Genomic DNA, 19,481 nt, shown 5'->3' on the forward strand with positions numbered 1-19,481 from the left:
GAGTGAGAAAGATGAGGGAAATGAGAAAGATGATCAAAAATTTTCTCAATTCCCAATTCCCCATTTCCTAAAGAATTTTTCTGCCAGTTAGGATTTCGCGCACTTCTAACATGGCAGAATAAGTAGGAAGAATATGTAAGGTTTCGTTGTCTGCTGTATTTGCTAGTGCAGTTGCGATCGCATGGCGTAAATCTGCTTCTACAATTAAGTTTAAATTACTCTCCAGAGACTTTTCGCTGTAACGGAGACGTAAAGCCATATCATAAACGCGATCGCCGCTGACTACAATAGTTCCGCCACGTTCGACTAATTTTTCTGTATCCACATCCCAAATCCAGGATACATCAGTCCCATCGGGAGTGCGATCGTTCAAAACCATTAGTGTAGTTTTATCTGTACTTTGATTCACTACTCTAATAGTTTCATTAGTCCCTACAGGATTTTTTGATAATAAAATTCTGACCTTTTTACCATCAATAACTAAATCTTCTGCGCGACCAAAAGCCGCTTGGAAGTTGTTAATAGTATCTCTAATTGTGGCTTCATCAACGCCTAATTCAATCGCAGCAGTAGCCGCCGCTAAAGTATTATATTTGTTATACAAACCAACCAGAATTTGACCCCAATCACTACTTTCTAGGGTTGGTTTACTCTTACTAAAACCGCAACTGGGACAAGTAAAATCTCCCAAGTGAGACAAGTAAACGCCTTTGTAATCTAAAGAATGCCCACAATTGGGACAGTAAATAGAATCAACAGCGTGTTGAATCGATTCCAGATATTGTTCTGGTTCATTCAAACCAAAGAATAACACCCGTTGCGGTAACTGCTGACCGAGGTGAGATAAAGTCGGGTCATCAGCATTGGGAATTACTACCGTTTCCTTGGGAAGAGTCGAAATCACCTTTGTCCAGCGTTTGCTGATGGTGTCTACTTCCCCGTACCTGTCGAGTTGGTCGCGGAACAAGTTTAAACATAGGATAATTCGTGGCTGGAGTGGTGCTAAAACCTTCGGTACAATATTTTCGTCTACTTCCAGAATGGCGTAGTCAGCCGCCAGTGTCCCCACCAAGTTAGTATTTTCTAGTAAGGCTGTCATCAAACCATTTTCGAGGTTTGCACCGGTGGAGTTGTGCGCGACGCGATAGCCTTTGCGTTCGAGAATTGTTTTTAACAGCAGCGACGTAGTTGTTTTACCATTTGTCCCAGCAATGATAATTACGCCATTTTTCACCTGCTGACTCAATAATTGCAACAGTCGAGGTTCAATTCTACGGGCAATTGACCCTGGTAATACACTAGCAGCACCTAGACGCAGCGATCGCACTGCAAATGTTACAGTTTTTGCCGCTGATACTGCAAAACCTAGTCGCACTCTATCTATCAGTTTGATTTTCTTTCCCACTTTTTTTACCTTAATCTTCTGATGGTTAGTAATTAATGTAGTTGTAAATTTAATCTTGTGAGTTTAGCGAATCTTGACTCAAAAAGCCAGCACCGAGAAAGTATGAAGTGTGAAAAAGAAATTTCAGACTTCATCCTTAAGACGTTATCTTAAAAAATAGTGCGCGGGTGTAATTACATATCCAGCCCAGGTTGCCGAATTCAGCACCAACTTACAACAAGTCGTAGCTTGCAAGGTTTCTTTTGATGAATAGTACAAAGTTGATTTTTTTACAAAAACAAATGGCTGACTGGCGACGGTTGGTATCAAAATGCCTGTTGTTGCTTGTGTGTTTACTGATGTTCACTATCAAGCCGGCTTTTGCTGGGATTAATGATGATCTTTACGATGGCAATATGTTTGTCGTTTATGCTGGCAATGGTTCCTTAGTACCGCCAAGACAGACACTAGCACAGACTTTAACAGAACATAAACCTGCATTTTTAGCATTTTATGTTGATGACAGCAGCGATTGCAAAAAATATGCCATTGTCATTTCTCGCGTCCAGGAGTTTTACGGACGAGTAGCAGAGATAATCCCAATTGATGTTGATACAATTCCCGTTAAAGAAAAATATGATCCGACAGAACCAGGATATTACTATTCTGGGGGTGTGCCGCAGGTTGTGGTGTTTAATCAGTCAGGCGAAGTGTTGTTAAACAAAAAAGGTCAAGTACCCTTTGAGGAAATAGACGATAAATTCCGAGAGGTGTTTGATTTATTACCGCGTTCTGAATCGGTGGAATTAAAACGGCGTTCTTTCAACGAATTTAGTAGTGAGTTAGCTAAATAACTGCCAGGGTAGACGGAAATGGTCTACCCTGATTTTTAGTACTGTCGGCTACTGCATTCCCATTCATCCAAAGGATAATGTTTAAATAACCTGTTGTCACAACTGCGGGAATTAATTAATAGTCTCAAGTTAAAAACTATTGACTATTGACCCTTGACCCTTGACTAATAACTGATGCCAAAAGTTTACACTACCGAAGAGCTAATCCAAATTTTGGCAGCCGAACGCCAAGCTTGTCTTAAAGGAGAGCGTCTGAAGTTAGAAGTAACGGTCTCTGGCAATCCTGTAATAGACCAGTTTATCAGAACCGATGGTTTCCAAAAGTTCACTGCCTATCAAGATTTTAAGACGGCTATTCACGATTATCAAAGAGAACATCATGTTTCTGGCATTGTCTGGCGCGAAATGACAGTCAAAGGCAAAAGTTTGCGCTATCCAGAAGTAGATACCGAATTAGTAGGGTTGACTAGTGACATCGCAATATTACAATCTGCCAAAAATTCTATATTAAATTTTTGGTATGAAGTAACTACAGATATGGATTTATATTTAAGTTTTAATAACAGTAAGCAATATCAACAAATTACCACAGATGATGTCGAAAGAATTGCTCAAAGAACTGAATGGGCAAGTTTATGGAAGTGGGAAAATCCTAATTTTTTAGAAATGATTTTACAGCTAGGATGGGGTAATCCCGAAGAAGCCAGATATAAACGCGGTAGACCACATTCTGGTAGTGAATATATTCACTCAGTCAACCCAGGTAATTTACCTATCGGTTAAGGTTTTTGGTTTTCATTACATATTTGAGTATTCTCTGGGTATAAACATCCTAGAGGAGATTCTAAAATGAAAGTCCGAGAAGTGATTAAAATTCTAGAAGCAGATGGCTGGTATCTGGCATAAATAAATTCTAAATTTACGCAAGTTAAAAGGTAGGCTGTTTATCCTACCCCAAACAACTAACTAAACTATTTTAAGATGTAGGCGATCGCCAGAACTGGATACGTGCAAATTTTAAATTAACACCTACCCCTTCAATGCTTTTCTAAAGTTGCGGCGATAAGATTGATTAGCGATAAATAAAGCCGGCCATAACAAAGATAAAGCAATGCGATTGAGTAAGGATGGTGTAAAGTTAGTCCTTGTAAATCCAGTCCAAAACTTCCAACCTAAACCGACATAACCTACTATCAAAATAAATACGATTAAGTTGCTCATTTTCAGGAACTCCATTCACTATTGACTAAATTTAAGTTAAGAATTGTCAAAATATCTCACCAATTCTTAATTTATACTGACAAGGTAGATTTTCGCCCTAATGTTAAAACCACTGAAGGATGTATGAGTACATGCTCTGATTCCAGTGTAAAGCAGCATCTCCCATTGTAGCTAGTTAGCCTAGTATCCTAGCGCCCCAACTTAATTAAGCTCAATTATAAAGTTAAAAAGAAATATATTATTCTAGATTTCTCTGTTATTTTTTCGACTTGCTTGCTACCTTGAAAGCGGTTGAAACTGGCATAATAAATAAACTTGATTTCGAGAAACATTTCTTAATTTTTTTTAGACAAATAGGCGGCTGTGTTGAGTAAATATGCTTAACATTTATTTTAGATGTCTCTTGTGGAAGTTCCAGAAATCAGAACATCTATAGGACACTAATGAAAGACACAACCAACTATTTTCATGGGTATGCAAGCAGCGAAGGCTGCAAATAGTTTAGGAGGATTTATGCGTGCAGTACTGATGGCAGGCGGTTCAGGGACACGGCTTCGTCCGTTAACTTGCGATTTACCTAAACCTATGGTGCCGATTCTCAATCGGCCTATTGCCGAACACATTATTAATCTTCTCAAAAGACATCAAATCACAGAAGTAATTGCAACATTACATTACTTACCTGATGTTTTGCGAGATTATTTTCAAGACGGTAGCGATTTTGGCGTACAAATGACCTACGCCGTGGAAGAAGATCAGCCCCTAGGGACAGCAGGCTGTGTCAAAAATATTGCCGAACTTCTGGACGAAACTTTTTTAGTAATTAGCGGCGATAGTATCACAGACTTTGACTTAACAGCAGCACTTGAATTTCATCAACAAAAACAATCAAAAGCCACTTTGATTTTAACTAGGGTTCCCAATCCCATTGAGTTTGGGGTAGTAATTACCGATGAAGCCGGAAAAATTAAGCGATTTTTAGAAAAACCCTCTACAAGCGAAATTTTTTCAGATACAGTCAACACGGGTATTTATATTCTGGAACCCGAAGTTTTAGATTATTTACCAGCTAACACTGAATCTGACTTTTCTAAAGATTTATTCCCCTTTCTTTTGGCAAAAAATGAACCCATGTATGGTTATGTTGCCCAAGGTTACTGGTGTGATGTCGGTCATTTAGATGCTTATCGGGAAGCGCAATATGATGCTTTAGATCGGAAGGTAAAACTCGATTTTGCTTATGAAGAAATTTCTCCTGGTATCTGGATAGGTCAAAATACTTTTGTGGACACGACGGCTCATATTGAAACTCCCACAATTATCGGTGACAATTGCCGAATTGGGGCTAGAGTGCAGATTGAAGCGGGAACTGTGATTGGTGATAATGTTACAGTTGGGGCTGATGCTAATCTCAAGCGTCCGATTGTCTGGAATGGGGCATTTATTGGCGAAGAAGCACATTTAAGTGCCTGTGTGATTTCCCGTGGTAGCCGTGTTGACCGTCGCGCTCATGTATTAGAAGCGGCTGTGGTCGGTTCACTATCTACGGTAGGGGAGGAAGCGCAAATTAATACGGGCGTGCGTGTTTGGCCGAGTAAAAAAATTGAGTCTGGTGCAATTTTAAACATCAACCTAATTTGGGGGAATACTGCCCAACGGAATTTGTTTGGGCAACGTGGTGTGCAAGGATTAGCTAATATCGACATTACGCCAGAATTTGCTGTGCGGTTGGGTTCGGCTTACGGTTCGACGTTAAAACCTGGTTCTAAAGTTACAGTATCGAGAGACCAAAGAAACATTTCTCGGATGGTGACGCGATCGCTCATAGCCGGTTTAATGTCTGTAGGGGTGGATATTCAAAACCTCGATGCTACCGCTATCCCCATCGCCCGGACAGTTATTCCTACTATGTCTGTGGCTGGTGGTATCCATGTCAGGGTACATCCCGATCGCCCAGACTACACCTTAATTGAATTCATGGATGCGAAGGGGATTAACATTTCCAAAGCCCAAGAAAAGAAAATTGAAGGGGCTTATTTTAAAGAAGATATGCGGCGGGCGTTGATTCATGAAGTTGGTGATGTTGCTTATCCCAGCCAAGTCATTGACCGTTACTGCACCGCTTTTGAGAAATTACTACACGTTTCTACCCTCACCAACAGTCGCGCCAAAATCGTCATTGATTATGTTTATGCTGTGTCGGGGGCTGTTTTACCCCAAATGCTAGATAAATTTGGTGCAGATGCAGTGGTGCTAAATGCCAGCTTGAATAAACACGCTGTCACCACGGCTGATCGGGAAGGACTGTTGACTCAGCTAGGCCATGTAGTGGAAGCACTCAAGGCTAATTTTGGTGTGCAAGTCTCAGCTAATGGCGAACAGCTAATTTTAGTAGATGAATCTGGCTTTCCCATTCGTGGTGAAATGTTAACCGCCCTGATGGTTGACATGATATTAACCTCGAACCCCAGAGGTACGGTAGTTGTGCCAGTTCACGCCTCCAGTGCAGTGGAACAAGTCGCCCGTCGCCATGATGGTAGAGTTATTCGTACCAAGGCTAACCCGACAGCTTTAATGGAAGCTTGTCAAAGAAATTCTAATGTCGTGTTGGGAGGTAGTGGTGATACTGGTTTCATTTTCCCGCAGCTACATCCAGGGTTTGATTCCATGTTTTGCATTGCCAAAATTATTGAAATGCTGACAATTCAAGAGCGCTCGCTCGCTACGGCGCGTTCAGAATTACCTCGTGTGATTCACAGAACGCAGACAATTCGCTGTCCTTGGACTGCTAAGGGCGCATTAATGCGTTACTTGGTAGAAACTCACCCAGCCCAAAACCTCGAACTCATCGATGGCGTAAAAATTGGTCAACCTTTCGATGACAATTGGCTGTTAGTTTTACCTGATGCCAGTGAGCCATTAGTACATTTATATGCAAACAGTGGCGATCGCGATTGGGTAGACGACACCATCAGAAACTACCGCCACCGTGTCCAAACCTTCGTCGAAAGACAACAAGAATATCACCCAGCAGAAGTTTGAATGAAGTGCATTTCATTGACGTTAGATGTTAGTTAGTGTATGCCTCATGCAAATAGGAATAGCTAGATTTCTTCCTAAAAATTAGTGTGATCTACACCTAGCCCTGTACTCAAGTACAGGGCTAAAAATTAGCTGATTTTTTCGCTATGACAACACCAATACTAATAAGTATCGTCAATATTTAATAGCTATTGACTGCCAGAAATTCATGTGCCAAGATAGCCCTGAATACTTATTATTTTTTATAAAAATTACTGTTAATTAATGCCTGGATAAATATAGGAATCATATTTAATTTCTGAGAAAAGCCAGTACACCTCCAATTTCCTTCTTTTCTGTCACCTATAGCCTATCTACACAAGTCTGTTCAGTAATCAAATCGGATTTCTATACATAGTTTCAATATATGAAAAATCATGATAATAACAATTCAAAAAAAGCAGCAGCTAATCAACTTATAGTAAAAATTAGACCAATGAAAAATAATGAAATAAATGATTTATTTCAATTACAAGAATTTTCTATACGAACATTAACGTCCCAAGATTATAATCATGAACAAATAGAAGCTATCCTGAATAAAAATAGTCGGTCAAGTTTATTTGTGCAAGGAACAATTACTTTTGTCGCTGAGTGTAATAATCAAACTGTTGGTTTTACTACTTTAAACAAGATTTATCATAGGATTGATGCAGTTTTTGTTCATCCTCATTATGCTTACCAAGGTATTGGCAAAAAATTGATGTTAACGTTAGAGCAGGAAGCTTTAAGCAGTAAAATTAAACAATTAACTGTTTTAGCCTCACTAACATCTGTCGGTTTTTACAAATCACTAGGATATCAATATCAAAATAAAGTAGAACTTTCCGCAGTCAAGATAAAAGTTCCCTGCGCTTTCATGACAAAACAGTTATTGCCTTTTAATACTTTTGAACAGCTTTGCGCCACTGTAATCTCACTTTTCGTTTTTGGTAATTAAGTGATGACGAAACTGAATTATTGTTTCGCATAGCATCAAATATGCGATCGCACTTCTCATAGGCAGATAAAATTTTTGAACTACCTGACTTTTTTGGTTGATACGCTTGTAAATTAAGCCCTTTTATGGAATGAAACAGCCCTGCTTCTTTCTTGATACTAGACTGGCGATTCCCAATTCTGTATAAGCCTTTAACCACCTTTGTACTGTGGCACTTCCTCTTCCCAACACTACCGCTAAATCTTGTATTGTCCTTACCTGACCTATTTTCAGTAAATACAATGCTTGAATACGTTCTTTTCCTAATGCTGTTTTCTGTTTTTTCAGCAGTTCACGTAATTCCTCTGCTGACTCTTCTATTTTTACTTTGGTGACTCCAGCCATGAACTTCTGCTCATATTTCTGACTTAACTATTTCTATCATTTTTTTAGTGAAATGGTATTACGTTATTTTTGCGTAAGTCCTGTCTTTGATAGTTCCGTGTTGTGTGTGGGGATATGATTCTCCTGAATAAAACTGATCTAGCAACTACTGAAAAAATTCGAGAGGTAGAAGGATTTATTCATGATGTCAGAGATGGCGCAAGAATTATACACAGTAAATATGGGGAAGTACCACTACCGTAGTAGATGTTGATGTGTGATGTAGAGACAGAAAATTTTTGTCTCTACATTCTTTATCGAATCAGCACTCAACACTTATGCAGGCTTTTTGCCGATAATAGTTCGGTGACGGGGGTCACTGGCGACTTCAATTGTGGGTGAAAAACCTACTTCTTCCAAGGCTGCTTGAATATCGAAACCGTAATAATCATCACTCCAAGGTTCCGTACTTTTCATTAAAGTAAAGAGGGCAGGTGGGAGATTTTGAATTACAGGCGATCGCGGGTTATTATCTACCAAGGCAATATAACCACCGGGTCTGAGTAGTCGTTTAGCTTCCGCGAAAATTTCTTTACTGGCGTAGCTTGGCAATTCATGACACACAAACTGGAGTGTCACCAAGTCAAAGGAATTATCTGGTAAGCCTGTCTTTTCGGCTCTACCATGAACCCACTGAGAAATTTCATTATTTACATCTCTCGCCTTAGCCACAGCCAACATATAGGGCGATAAATCTAAACCAACAGTGCGAATTGGCTGTTCTTGTTTCTCTTGATAGTAACGATGCAACGCCATCGTCGATAAACCTATCGAGCAGCCCATATCCAGAATTTCCTTCACCTGCAAAGGGCCATAAGCTGCCAAAACATCATGAAAAGTCCCTCTAAGTCTGCCATGAGCCGCTTCCCACGTCAGATTTTCTTGCGGCCAAACACGCAAAGACATAGCGTAGGTAGCTGATTCTGCTTCAAAAGCCGCTTCCCAACAAAGATTACCTTCAGCGTAAGCATGAAATGGTACTTTGTAATATTCTGGATACACAACTTCCGGGTTAGTAACTGCACCTAGGAGTTGTTTGGTCATCAATCCTTGCAGTGCTTCAGCGTTTTTGCGCCAGGGAATTCCATTTTTTTCTGCTGTTGTGATTAATACTTGTCTAGCTTGGTATTTCATCACATTGTAAACAGGTTTGGTATGGATCAGCAGATTAACGAACTTGGAGAGTATGCTTTCACCAGCCCAATCAGGTTTGATTTTATTTTTCATCAGTTTGAGGAAATGAAGCGATAATTGCCTATACCTATTTTAAGTTTGATTGCTGCTTTCAAAAGCATCGTTTTTTCTATTCTTGCTTTTAACTTCCCCAATTTTAGGCTTTTGTGTTTTTTGACCTCAGAGAAAGACCGTAGGATGTGTTACCGCTAACACATCCTACTTAATATTTAGGGTCGTCTATTTACCTGGAGATCAGCTAATAACCATTTTTATCTAAGAGCGTTTCAAATTCAGCTTGTAAAGCCGTAATATCTGCAAGTCTAGCTACAACTAAATTATTCTGTCCAGCGTCACTTAAACGTGCTTTCCAATATTGAATACTGTCTGAATGATTTACCCAAAACTGAATTACTGTGTCTACTACTTGATCTAAATCCCATCCCCATTTTGCTGTTACAGGTTCCACTGTTTCTATAAACGCATCTAGTGTACATATATGTGTTCCAAGATATTCCACAGCTAGATACAGTGGTTTTTGCACATTCTGTTGTTGATGATTAAAAAACTGCAAAACCGGAGATATGCCGACAATATCAAAAGTATACTTCATTGAGTTCCTCCCAACATTTCACTACTTACAAGGAGATTTAGCTTGTGATAATTATGGCTTGTGAAGGTCTCATATCATCTCTAAAAAATAGCATATTTTTGCTTCATATCTGAGGAAATAAACTTATTTGTTTATTAGCACTCCTCAGCTTAGAGTGCTAATTTAAATCATATTTAATGGCTGCTCTATCAAAGAGATTCCGGCATTTTTTTAAGAAATAATCTGTTTTTAATAATTTTTCAATTTTTACCTTTTAAGGCTCGGATATTGGCAATTGCTGGCTGGCAAAATGATGTAGTTGGAGTATTAGAGGTAAATAAATGCAAAAACCGCGGCTGATCAATTATCAGCCGCGGGATGCTAATTATGCTGTAGATATTATTTCTTAGGTTGTGCTTAAATCACAGCATCTTTGACTTTACGTTTTTTTAAGAAATTGGACATAAATGGCCGCTCAAAGAATAAGTAAAACCAATAAGCAATGATGAGTGACATTGCTGTGCCGAGTAAATAGGATGCAGCAGCAAACATATCTGGTGAAATTGGTAGATAGAACAAAAAGTAACGTACAAAAACTAGAACTGGCCCATGAGTTAGATATAAGCTATAAGAAAATGTACCAAGTGCGATCGCCAAAGGATGTTCTAATATCCGTAGTACTAAAGATGGCGGTTTCCCTTCAACTATCGACTTGGTTAAGGCAATAAATAGACAAGCAAATGCAAGACCAGCAAAACTCTGATTAATCCATATATGCAGTCCTAGTCTTCGCCACTCTGTGATAAAGGCTACACAAGTAAAGATGATAGCCAGCCCACCCCAAGGTAGAGAATTTCTCATAGCTACTAGCCGAGGCTTCTGGGAAAATCCAATATCTGCGGCTGCCATTCCTAAACAGAATATGCCTAATAGCCAAGGATTGGCTTGTTCCATAAATCCATTGAACAAGTATACAGGTATTAACCCAATAGCAAAGGCGATGATGACAAGCATCAACAGTCCAAAACACCGCCATATAGGCAACAATAATAATGGAAACAAAAAGTACATTTGCCATTCTGTGGCAATACTCCACATGGGTGGGTTGATAGTAATGTATGTATGTTCACTAAAGTTGTGAACTAATAACAAGTGAGTGATGATATCAACCCAATTAAATTTAGGGTCAAACGAGCCTAACCCTGCCACTTTATCCCATTTAAAACTTGTAAACTGCTCGCAGATAAAAACAATTCCTCCTATTAGTAGGCAGATAAATAAAGCGATGTAGTAAGGGGGTAAAATTCGCCGCGATCGCCTCTTGAGATAATTAATCAAACTTCCTTGTAGCTTACCATCTTGAGAACGCACTACTGGCAGCATTAAAACATAGCCAGACAGCACAATAAAACTAATAACACTAAACGCACCATATTTCATAACTCTCACAAATATAAACCAATGAAAAGGCAATTGTTCTGTGATTGCAGGTTCAACATGAACAAGTACTACGTATAGCGATGCTAATCCACGTAAGCCATCTAAATAAGGAAGATGAAGCCGCTTCTGGGTAGAGTTTTCTGTAATTTTAGTCATGTAGTTAATTTCCTACTATTTTTTCAACGGTAGATACCCAGATTTATTAGTCGTAAAATCCTGGATTGAACTACATCTTGCATTAATTACTTGATTTCCTAAAAAATATTGCGGGAAAAACAAAATAGTTAATCTTGGGTTTTCAAATATTTAAAAAACCAATGCAGTCTTTATGATTAAAAGCTATTCAATTCTGCTTTTAATTGATGTGCATCTACAAAAAATAATGAAATATGATTGTTGCCAGCAAGATGTAATTATTGGAATGCTTATGTTATTTGCCAGCAAATACAAGCATATTAATAAAACTTACGCAGTAATACGCAAAATTAAGGGTTTGATTGAAGATAAAAAGGTATAGAAGTTTAGGTGAGCAAAACCCTTACACCCCTACGCCCAGCCTTAACATATAGCCTTGGTGCGTAAGTCCTGATTAAATTAAGGGGGAGTTTCTCCAACTTCAGCCATTACATTGAAGTTAATCATCGGAGCAAATAAATAAATACTTCCCCGATTACTATAACGGCTTACTTGCAGCCAGTTTTTTGTGTCTGCTGCTGTTTTTATCATTACGTACACAGAGAATTTAATATCTACTCACGCGCCTTTATAGTGACACAATTGATGTGCTTTCACCATCCTAAAAGAGACTTCACAAATTATCATCAAGAAACGATAAAGTTTAAATATTAAATATGAAGATTTAAACTTTGGTAAGATTTTAAAATCCGTATTTTCTGAAATCAAGGAAAGAATTATACAAATTTTAATTTTCACACATCAAATAAACGAACACAAAACATCAGAAATAATACAGATATTAAAAATTATCTACTGTTGTATTATTTGTATTTTATTAATTGATCAACTTCCCCGTATTCAGCAAGTTTTTTACTTGCATTCTAGCAAAAAATAATCAACCAATTAATACATAGATAAAGCTAACTTGAAATATTTCCACAAGCATTTAAATATAATTTTATTCTTGTAATTGTGTTGGATTTTACAAAAAATGTTTTTATTGAATTACCAAAATACCAATAATTATGAGCTATAGTAAACTTCTCACAGTTTTTAATACTTAATGGAAGATCATAACTATGCGTTATTTATCACTTTTTTTGTTCAGTATCTTAACACTTGTCGGGTTGAGTACTAATACTATGGCGCTGGCAAATACACAACCCCAACTTGCCAAAACATATTTAGCCCAAAAACCCAATTGTGATGACCCGCAAACTCAATTAGAAATTAATATCTGCTCTCAGTTGTCATATCAAAATGCAGATAAAAAATTAAACCAAGCTTATAAACAACTGTTACCAAAATTGTCAAAGACTAGACAACAAAAATTAATTGCTGCACAGTTAGCCTGGATTAAGTTTCGTGACGTTAGTTGTGAGTTTGAAAGAAGTGCATACGAAGGGGGAAGTATTGCACCTGCGATTTATGCTGGCTGCTTAGAAGATGCTACAAAACAGCGTACTCAACAATTGCGCGAATATCTTCAACGTGACGATTATTAACAAGAAGATAGGAGACAAAAGGGAAAAGTATTCGATGAAGCAGTTTGTTGGTTTGGTATTTTACCTAACTGATTACTTGTTTTTTGTAAAAAAATGTAAAGTCAATTCAAAATAAAATTGCTTTTAATTAAGCGATCGCAATCCGTTAAGTCACGCACTGCGGTAGTCTAGATGAAAGTGAATGTATCGCCTGGTTTGACATAACGTTATTATGACTTCAGTTGTTTCCAGTGCAACCCGCACTATTCGTATTGGTTCTCGTAAAAGTCAACTTGCTCTAGTTCAAACATACTGGGTAAGAGAGCAATTACAAAGCAGCTTCCCAGATATCACTTTTGAAGTCCACACCATGTCTACCCAAGGCGACAAAATCCTGGATGTAGCGTTGGCGAAGATTGGCGATAAAGGACTTTTTACTAAAGAACTCGAACTGGGAATGATCAACAAAGAAATTGACTTTGCGGTTCATTCCCTCAAGGATCTGCCAACGAATTTACCAGAAGGTTTAACACTAGCGGCAATTACGGAACGGGAAAACCCCGCCGATGCACTAGTTGTTCATGAAAAATATAAAGACAAGCAAATTGAAACTTTGCCAGCAGGTGCAGTAATTGGGACATCTTCATTGAGGCGGTTAGCACAGTTACGCCATCAATTTCCCCACTTTACCTTTAAAGATGTGCGCGGTAACTTGAATACCCGCCTGGCAAAACTTGATGCTGGCGAATATGATGCCCTGATTTTAGCAGCTGCCGGCTTACAACGTTTGGGTATGGGCGATCGCGTACATCAAATTCTCCCCAAAGAAATTTCTCTCCACGCTGTGGGACAAGGTGCATTGGGGATAGAATGTCGTACTGATGATGCAGATTTAATATCCTTACTCAAAGCCATTGAACACCCCGAAACCCGCGATCGCTGTTTAGCAGAAAGATCATTTTTACGGATTCTGGAAGGTGGTTGTCAAGTACCCATCGGTGTAAATACAGAAATTCATGATGGCAATTTAACCCTCACAGGTGTAGTCGCCAGTGTCGATGGCCAGAAAATCGTCAAAGATACCGTCACAGGAACAGCCTCTAACGCTGAAGCGTTAGGTGCAGAATTAGCCAAACTCCTGCGGGAACAAGGCGCACAAGAAATTCTTGAAGAAATCTTCGCCGAAATCCAACGGGGTTCTTAAAATACCGGCAAACAGATGTGGTTAGATAAGAATTGAGCTAAAAGGATGAAGTGTAAAGGATACAGGATCAAAAATCGGTACATGACTCACCCGTAATTAGTGCGGTCAAGATGCGTTGTTTCCGAGATTCCTGCCCCATTCTTACATAGGAGAAGTACCTTTATACTTCAGACTTCCAACTTCAGAATTTTCATAAATATTAGGCAGAACCGGGGAAACAACAAAGACCATGCGGATTCTATTCGTTGCAGCAGAAGCAGCTCCCGTTGCGAAAGTAGGAGGAATGGGTGATGTTGTGGGAGCATTACCTAAAGTCTTGAGAGAAATGGGGCATGATGTCCGCATATTCCTGCCTTATTACGGCTTTTTACCAGACAAAATGGAAGTCCCTAAAGACCCTATTTGGTGGGGATATGCCATGTTTCAGGACTTTGCAGTTTACGAAAGTGTACTGCCCGGTACTGATGTTCCTTTGTATTTATTTGGACATCCTGCTTTTAATCCTCGCCGGGTCTATGGAGGAGAAGATGAAGATTGGCGGTTCACCTTTTTTGCGAATGGTGCAGCTGAATTCTGCTGGAATTACTGGAAACCAGACGTTATCCACTGTCATGATTGGCACACAGGGATGATTCCTGTATGGATGCACCAAGACCCAGATATCACCACAGTGTTTACCATTCATAACCTGGCTTATCAAGGGCCGTGGCGTTGGTATTTGGATAAAATTACTTGGTGTCCTTGGTATATGCAGGGACACAATACAATGGCAGCTGCGGTGCAATTTGCTGATAGGGTAAATACTGTTTCCCCAACTTATGCCGAACAAATTCAAACACCTGCTTACGGTGAAACTATTGAAGGTTTACTGTCATTTATTAGCGGTAAACTATCAGGGATTGTTAATGGGATAGATACTGAGATTTATAACCCAGCAGATGATAAATATATTACTCAGACTTTCACTACCGATACTTTAGATCAACGTAAGAAAAACAAAATTGCTTTACAAGAAGAAATGGGTTTAGAGGTCAACTCTCAAGCCTTTTTAATCGGGATGGTGAGCCGATTAGTCGAGCAAAAAGGCTTAGATTTGGTCATTCAAATTTTAGATCGCTTCATGGCCTATACAGATGCCCAATTTGTGTTGTTAGGGACAGGCGATCGCTATTATGAAACTCAAATGTGGCAATTAGCATCCCGCTATCCCGGACGTATGGCTACTTATTTGCTGTATAACGATGCCCTATCCCGGCGGATATATGCGGGTACTGATGCCTTTTTAATGCCTAGTCGTTTTGAACCCTGCGGTATTAGCCAAATGATGGCGATGCGTTACGGTTCCGTCCCCATCGTCCGCCGTACTGGGGGATTAGTTGACACTGTAACCCACCACGACCCAGTTAATGAAGCTGGTACAGGTTATTGCTTTGACCGCTACGAACCCTTGGATTTGTTTACCTGCATGATTCGCGCTTGGGAAGGTTTTCGTTTCAAACCTCAGTGGGGCGAACTGCAAAAACGCGGGATGAATCAAGACTTTAGTTGGTATCGTTCAGCCAAGCAATACGATAAATTGTATCGTTCAATGTTTGGTTTACCAGACCCAGAGGAAGCAGCACCACAGCCAGAGTTAGTTTTAAATCAGTAGGTTTTTTAACGCAAAGTGGCGCAGAGGTTAACGCAGAGGAACACGGAGTTTTTGTTTTGCTTCTGCGTTCATCTGCGTCTATCCGCGGTTAATTACTGTCTAAATATTTTGCACAATCTAAAAAATTCGATTTTAGGTATGACCAACTCCAAAGCATTATGAATTGGTATAGACCAATAATTGAAGCTGATAACTATGATGGTCTAGTTTGTATTAATAGAGAAGATGCTGTCTTCGTTTCTAACTTTAATAGAGACTGGTATCGCTACCGAAAAAACGTTGAGTGGAAAAAGATTCTTGTTGAAACTTATTCAGAAGAGCAAGTAGGCGACTTTCCTAGTTTTATTGCTCAAGAACTTGTGTTTAATGAAAGAGCATGGCAAGTAATACAACCACTAATTGCAACTTCTGTTGAGCCACTTCCTCTTATTTGTAAAGATGGGAAGCAGTATATAACTCTAAAAATTCTTGATTTAGTTGATTGCTTAGATTATTCTCGATCAGTATATCGACAATCTGCTGGTGGTTTTATACAGATTGATTTATACTTTTTTCATGAGCAGATGATAGCAGGTAAAGATATTTTTTGGCTATCAAAAGCTTATCATACTGTTGTTTCACAAAAGTTTAAAAACATTATAGAAGAAAATAAACTGAAAGGTTTATCATTTAGAAAACTCTGCGGATAATGACTGAGGAACGAGAAAGAGCCGATAATGATTCGCCGTGGAAAGAAATTTTAGAAGCATACTTTCCTCAAGCGATGCAGTTTTTCTTCCCCCAAACAGCAGCACTTATAAACTGGCAACGTCCCCACGAGTTTCTCGATAAGGAATTTCAACAAATATCTCGTGAAGCCGAACTGGGGAGAAGATACGCCGATAAATTAGTCAAAGTTTGGCAAATTGACGGGGAAGAAGTTTGGCTGTTAATTCATATCGAAATTCAGGCGAAACCAGAAGATAATTTCGCCGAAAGGATGTTTTCTTACAACCTGCGAATTTTTGATAAATTTGCTAAACCAGCCATCAGCCTAGCAATTTTGTGTGATGCTGACTCCACTTGGAGACCAACTGAATATAGTTACAATTATCCTGATTGCAGTCTGGTTTTTAAATTTGGTACCGTCAAACTGCTGGATTATCAAAACCGCTGGACAGAATTAGCAGCCAGCGACAACCCTTTTGCGACAGTTGTCATGGCGCATTTAAAAACGCAGCAAACTAGCAAACAGCCAGGAGAACGGAAAAATTGGAAATTCAGCTTAATTCGCCGACTCTACGAACAAGGGCTAGAAGAAAGAGACATTCGTAACCTCTATCGTTTTATCGATTGGGTTATGATTTTACCAAAAGCATTAGAAGCAGAATTTTGGCAAGACTTTAAGTTATTCGAGCAGGAGCTTACTATGCCTTACATAACTACAGGCGAGCGCATTGGCTACGAGCGAGGCAAAGAGGAACAAACACAAGCACTTGTTTTAAAACTACTGCAAAGACGGGTAGGAAATTTACCCGACGAAGTTCGTCAACAAGTTCAAAGTCTTTCTCTAGAACAATTGGAAGCACTGGGTGAGGCTTTATTAGATTTTAGTAACATTAACGACTTACTTAATTGGTTAGCAGTGAATTAAAAACATTTTGGACTGATGAAAGTAATTAATAATTATTAGAAAAGCATGGCATGAGTTATATAACTACAGGCGAGCGTATTGGCTACGAGCGAGGAAAAGAGGAACAAACACAAGCACTTGTTTTAAGACAACTACAAAGACGGGTAGGAAATTTAGCTGACGAAGTTCGTCAACAAGTTCAAAGTCTTTCTCTAGAACAATTGGAAGCACTGAGTGAGGCTTTATTAGATTTTAGTGCGATCGCTGATTTACTCAACTGGTTACAAACCAATCAAACAGTATAGTTTAAGTTTTGTAACTAATAAAAGTAAAAAATAATCCTCACTTCTTTTGGCGAACCTAAAAGTAATAATTCTCCAAAAAAATAATCAAGAAATTCAGAACCAACAAATTCTCTATAACTTTCTATCCAACTGATTTGTAAAATATCCGATTTAGGCGGATAATTCGGATTAAGAGAATATAATTTTGCTTCCTCCGGCCATTGTTCGTAAGGGAATGGCTGATTACTAGAAAACAAGTTTGCGTACTGTGGTTCAACCAAGCCGTAAAATGTAATGGGTTTTTCCCAATCAAAATTGAGCAATTCTTGAACCATAAGCCAAGAAGCATCCCAACAATCATCATCTTGAATATGCGATTTCAAAAAAGGTGAAAGGTCTTGTGGCAGACCTCGTGGTCGAGATATAGGTCTGATATCTGCACCATACCACCGTAAAAATCTTTCTTGACGGACACCAGCTAGAACAGCAAAAAACTCATAGTGTGTGCCGATATCTATTCTTTTTAGAGGTGAAAATTCTGCGGTTGATTTTTTTAGACCCCGACCTTTTGGTTTTAGCACTGCTGTCCATTGTCCATTTTGTAGAGACTCTACAAATATTTGGATTTGAGTACTCATAATTGGTGCAAATAAATTATTTTTTTTGGGAAAGGCGTTTTGCCTCTCCCTATTTATCAACCCACTCCCAAATAATTCTTTACAATCTGCAAAATTCGCTCGGCTGCATGGCCGTCACCAAAAGGATTTATAGCATTAGCCATTGCATCATACGCCGCCGGGTTACTCAACAACTCCGCTGCCGCAGTTAAAATACTCTCGCTTTCAGTTCCCACTAATTTAGCTGTACCCGCCGTTACCGCTTCAGGACGTTCTGTGGTTTCTCGCAAAACTAATACTGGTTTACCTAAACTGGGTGCTTCTTCTTGCAAACCACCAGAATCAGTTAATAAAAAATGCGATCGCCCAATTGCACCCACTAATTCGGCATAATCTAAAGGTTCGGTTAAAAATACTCGCTGATGTTGCCCTAATAATGCTTGCAATGGTTCCCTAACTGTCGGGTTGCGATGCAGTGGTAACACCAAAGCAGTATCAGCAAACTTATCTAATATTTGCAGAAAACCTTGAGCGATCGCTTGTAATGGTTCTCCCCAATTTTCCCGACGGTGAACTGTAGACAACAACACGCGATATTCATTCCAGTTCAAACCAGGGACATTACAAGCTGGTTGACTCGCCGCCACATTCAACAGTGCATCAATAACTGTATTCCCCGTCAGGTGAATTTCGCCCAACACCCCAGAACGTTGTAAATTCTCTACCGCCAAAGTCGTTGGCGCAAAATGCAGTTGCGTAATTTGGGAAATTAAGCGTCGATTCGCTTCTTCTGGATAAGGATTGTAAATATTATCAGTTCTTAACCCTGCTTCTACATGACCGACAGGAATTTTTTGATAAAAAGCTGCCAAAGCCGCAGCAAAAGCTGTTGTCGTATCTCCTTGGACGATAACTAAATCTGGTTTATTTTTTTGAAATAACTCTTCTAGTCCGCGTAAGCTGCGACAGGTAATATCACTTAAAGATTGTTGAGGCTGCATAATCTCTAGATCTTCATCTGCTTTCAGGTTAAACAGTTGCATTACTTGTTCAACCATCTCCCGATGCTGTCCAGTTAAAATTACTCGCAACTTAAAGCTAGGAGATTTTTGAAAAACCTGAATCACAGGCGCTAATTTAATCGCCTCTGGACGTGTACCTAAGATAATGCCAACTCGCTTTTGATTAGTCATGGCTATATAGTCATTAGTCATTGGTCAATAATAAATGGTCAATCACTACAAATGACAAATGACTAAGAACAAAGCACAAATAATAAACATGAAAAAACCCGGCTGAACCGGGCAGATGTACTGTTTGTCATGTTTAACGCAATAGTTATTT

General features: G+C 39.1%; 18 protein-coding genes and 1 pseudogene. 11 read left to right on the top strand and 8 right to left on the bottom strand.

The annotated features are described in order from the left end of the window. Positions 1–67: 67 nt before the first annotated feature. Entirely contained in the window at positions 68–1,405 is a 1,338-nt protein-coding gene (locus NOS7107_RS09570; protein ID WP_015112767.1) for a Mur ligase family protein, read from the bottom strand. Between the two features lie 245 nt (positions 1,406–1,650). Between NOS7107_RS09570 and NOS7107_RS09575 the strand changes: the two genes are divergently transcribed. Together NOS7107_RS09575 and NOS7107_RS09580 are read left to right on the top strand one after the other, a co-directional pair. Continuing rightward, on the top strand, positions 1,651–2,238 hold the full coding sequence (locus NOS7107_RS09575) for a thylakoid membrane photosystem I accumulation factor (RefSeq protein WP_015112768.1): 588 nt from the start codon (positions 1,651–1,653) through the stop codon (positions 2,236–2,238). A gap of 174 nt (positions 2,239–2,412) precedes the next feature. Next, positions 2,413–3,021, top strand: a complete 609-nt coding sequence (locus tag NOS7107_RS09580) for a hypothetical protein (protein ID WP_015112769.1) — start codon at positions 2,413–2,415, stop codon at positions 3,019–3,021. A 246-nt stretch (positions 3,022–3,267) separates the two neighbouring features. Here NOS7107_RS09580 and NOS7107_RS09585 read toward each other — a convergent pair whose 3' ends face one another. Beyond that, positions 3,268–3,459 (bottom strand): hypothetical protein, encoded by a 192-nt coding sequence (locus NOS7107_RS09585; RefSeq protein ID WP_015112770.1) that lies wholly within the window; start codon positions 3,457–3,459, stop codon positions 3,268–3,270. A 513-nt stretch (positions 3,460–3,972) separates the two neighbouring features. Between NOS7107_RS09585 and NOS7107_RS09590 the strand changes: the two genes are divergently transcribed. Both NOS7107_RS09590 and NOS7107_RS27185 read left to right on the top strand, forming a co-directional pair. Further along, positions 3,973–6,501 (top strand): mannose-1-phosphate guanyltransferase, encoded by a 2,529-nt coding sequence (locus NOS7107_RS09590; RefSeq protein WP_044500676.1) that lies wholly within the window; start codon positions 3,973–3,975, stop codon positions 6,499–6,501. 406 nt (positions 6,502–6,907) lie between these two features. Continuing rightward, on the top strand, positions 6,908–7,480 hold the full coding sequence (locus NOS7107_RS27185) for a GNAT family N-acetyltransferase (RefSeq protein ID WP_015112772.1): 573 nt from the start codon (positions 6,908–6,910) through the stop codon (positions 7,478–7,480). Positions 7,481–7,603: 123 nt separating this feature from the next. Here the strand turns inward: NOS7107_RS27185 and NOS7107_RS09600 are convergent, their stop codons facing one another. Further along, a complete protein-coding gene (locus tag NOS7107_RS09600; RefSeq protein WP_015112773.1) occupies positions 7,604–7,864 on the bottom strand; it encodes a helix-turn-helix domain-containing protein in 261 nt (86 codons plus the stop codon). Between the two features lie 114 nt (positions 7,865–7,978). Between NOS7107_RS09600 and NOS7107_RS29675 the strand changes: the two genes are divergently transcribed. Next, the gene (locus tag NOS7107_RS29675; protein WP_301280994.1) at positions 7,979–8,107 is read left to right on the top strand and encodes a hypothetical protein; all 129 of its coding nucleotides are present in this window, start codon (positions 7,979–7,981) and stop codon (positions 8,105–8,107) included. 72 nt (positions 8,108–8,179) lie between these two features. On the opposite strand, the gene NOS7107_RS09605 is transcribed toward NOS7107_RS29675, so the two are convergent. The 3 genes from NOS7107_RS09605 to NOS7107_RS09615 all read right to left on the bottom strand — a co-directional run bounded on the left by NOS7107_RS09605 (position 8,180) and on the right by NOS7107_RS09615 (position 11,264). After that, positions 8,180–9,130: a class I SAM-dependent methyltransferase gene (locus tag NOS7107_RS09605; RefSeq protein WP_015112774.1), complete on the bottom strand. Its 951-nt coding sequence runs from the start codon at positions 9,128–9,130 to the stop codon at positions 8,180–8,182. A 205-nt stretch (positions 9,131–9,335) separates the two neighbouring features. Then, positions 9,336–9,689: a hypothetical protein gene (locus tag NOS7107_RS09610; RefSeq protein WP_015112775.1), complete on the bottom strand. Its 354-nt coding sequence runs from the start codon at positions 9,687–9,689 to the stop codon at positions 9,336–9,338. A 396-nt stretch (positions 9,690–10,085) separates the two neighbouring features. Continuing rightward, positions 10,086–11,264, bottom strand: coding sequence for an acyltransferase (locus NOS7107_RS09615; RefSeq protein WP_015112776.1), 1,179 nt, complete (start codon positions 11,262–11,264; stop codon positions 10,086–10,088). Between the two features lie 1,163 nt (positions 11,265–12,427). Here NOS7107_RS09615 and NOS7107_RS09625 point away from each other — a divergent pair. From NOS7107_RS09625 to NOS7107_RS09650, 6 genes and pseudogenes are all read left to right on the top strand, one after another. Next, positions 12,428–12,790 carry a lysozyme inhibitor LprI family protein gene (locus tag NOS7107_RS09625; protein ID WP_253274538.1) on the top strand — a complete coding sequence of 121 codons (363 nt, stop codon included), beginning with the start codon at positions 12,428–12,430 and terminating at the stop codon, positions 12,788–12,790. A 211-nt stretch (positions 12,791–13,001) separates the two neighbouring features. Beyond that, on the top strand, positions 13,002–13,973 hold the full coding sequence (gene hemC / locus NOS7107_RS09630) for a hydroxymethylbilane synthase (protein ID WP_015112780.1): 972 nt from the start codon (positions 13,002–13,004) through the stop codon (positions 13,971–13,973). A 229-nt stretch (positions 13,974–14,202) separates the two neighbouring features. Continuing rightward, positions 14,203–15,624: a glycogen synthase GlgA gene (glgA, locus tag NOS7107_RS09635; RefSeq protein ID WP_015112781.1), complete on the top strand. Its 1,422-nt coding sequence runs from the start codon at positions 14,203–14,205 to the stop codon at positions 15,622–15,624. A 158-nt stretch (positions 15,625–15,782) separates the two neighbouring features. Further along, positions 15,783–16,313, top strand: a complete 531-nt coding sequence (locus NOS7107_RS09640; RefSeq protein WP_015112782.1) for a DUF1629 domain-containing protein — start codon at positions 15,783–15,785, stop codon at positions 16,311–16,313. Beyond that, entirely contained in the window at positions 16,313–17,257 is a 945-nt protein-coding gene (locus NOS7107_RS09645) for a DUF4351 domain-containing protein (protein ID WP_015112783.1), read from the top strand. The genes NOS7107_RS09640 and NOS7107_RS09645 overlap by 1 nt, the downstream gene beginning before the upstream one ends. Before the next feature lie 38 nt (positions 17,258–17,295). Continuing rightward, positions 17,296–17,541, top strand: a pseudogene (locus NOS7107_RS09650) (DUF4351 domain-containing protein); the annotation flags it as partial. A gap of 14 nt (positions 17,542–17,555) precedes the next feature. Here NOS7107_RS09650 and NOS7107_RS09655 read toward each other — a convergent pair. Continuing rightward, positions 17,556–18,158 (bottom strand): hypothetical protein, encoded by a 603-nt coding sequence (locus NOS7107_RS09655; RefSeq protein ID WP_015112785.1) that lies wholly within the window; start codon positions 18,156–18,158, stop codon positions 17,556–17,558. A 56-nt stretch (positions 18,159–18,214) separates the two neighbouring features. Continuing rightward, the gene (gene wecB, locus NOS7107_RS09660) at positions 18,215–19,330 is read right to left on the bottom strand and encodes a non-hydrolyzing UDP-N-acetylglucosamine 2-epimerase (RefSeq protein ID WP_044499876.1); all 1,116 of its coding nucleotides are present in this window, start codon (positions 19,328–19,330) and stop codon (positions 18,215–18,217) included. Between the last annotated feature and the right edge of the window lie 151 nt (positions 19,331–19,481).

The sequence above is a fragment of the Nostoc sp. PCC 7107 genome, assembly GCF_000316625.1.
Taxonomy (GTDB): domain Bacteria; phylum Cyanobacteriota; class Cyanobacteriia; order Cyanobacteriales; family Nostocaceae; genus Nostoc_B.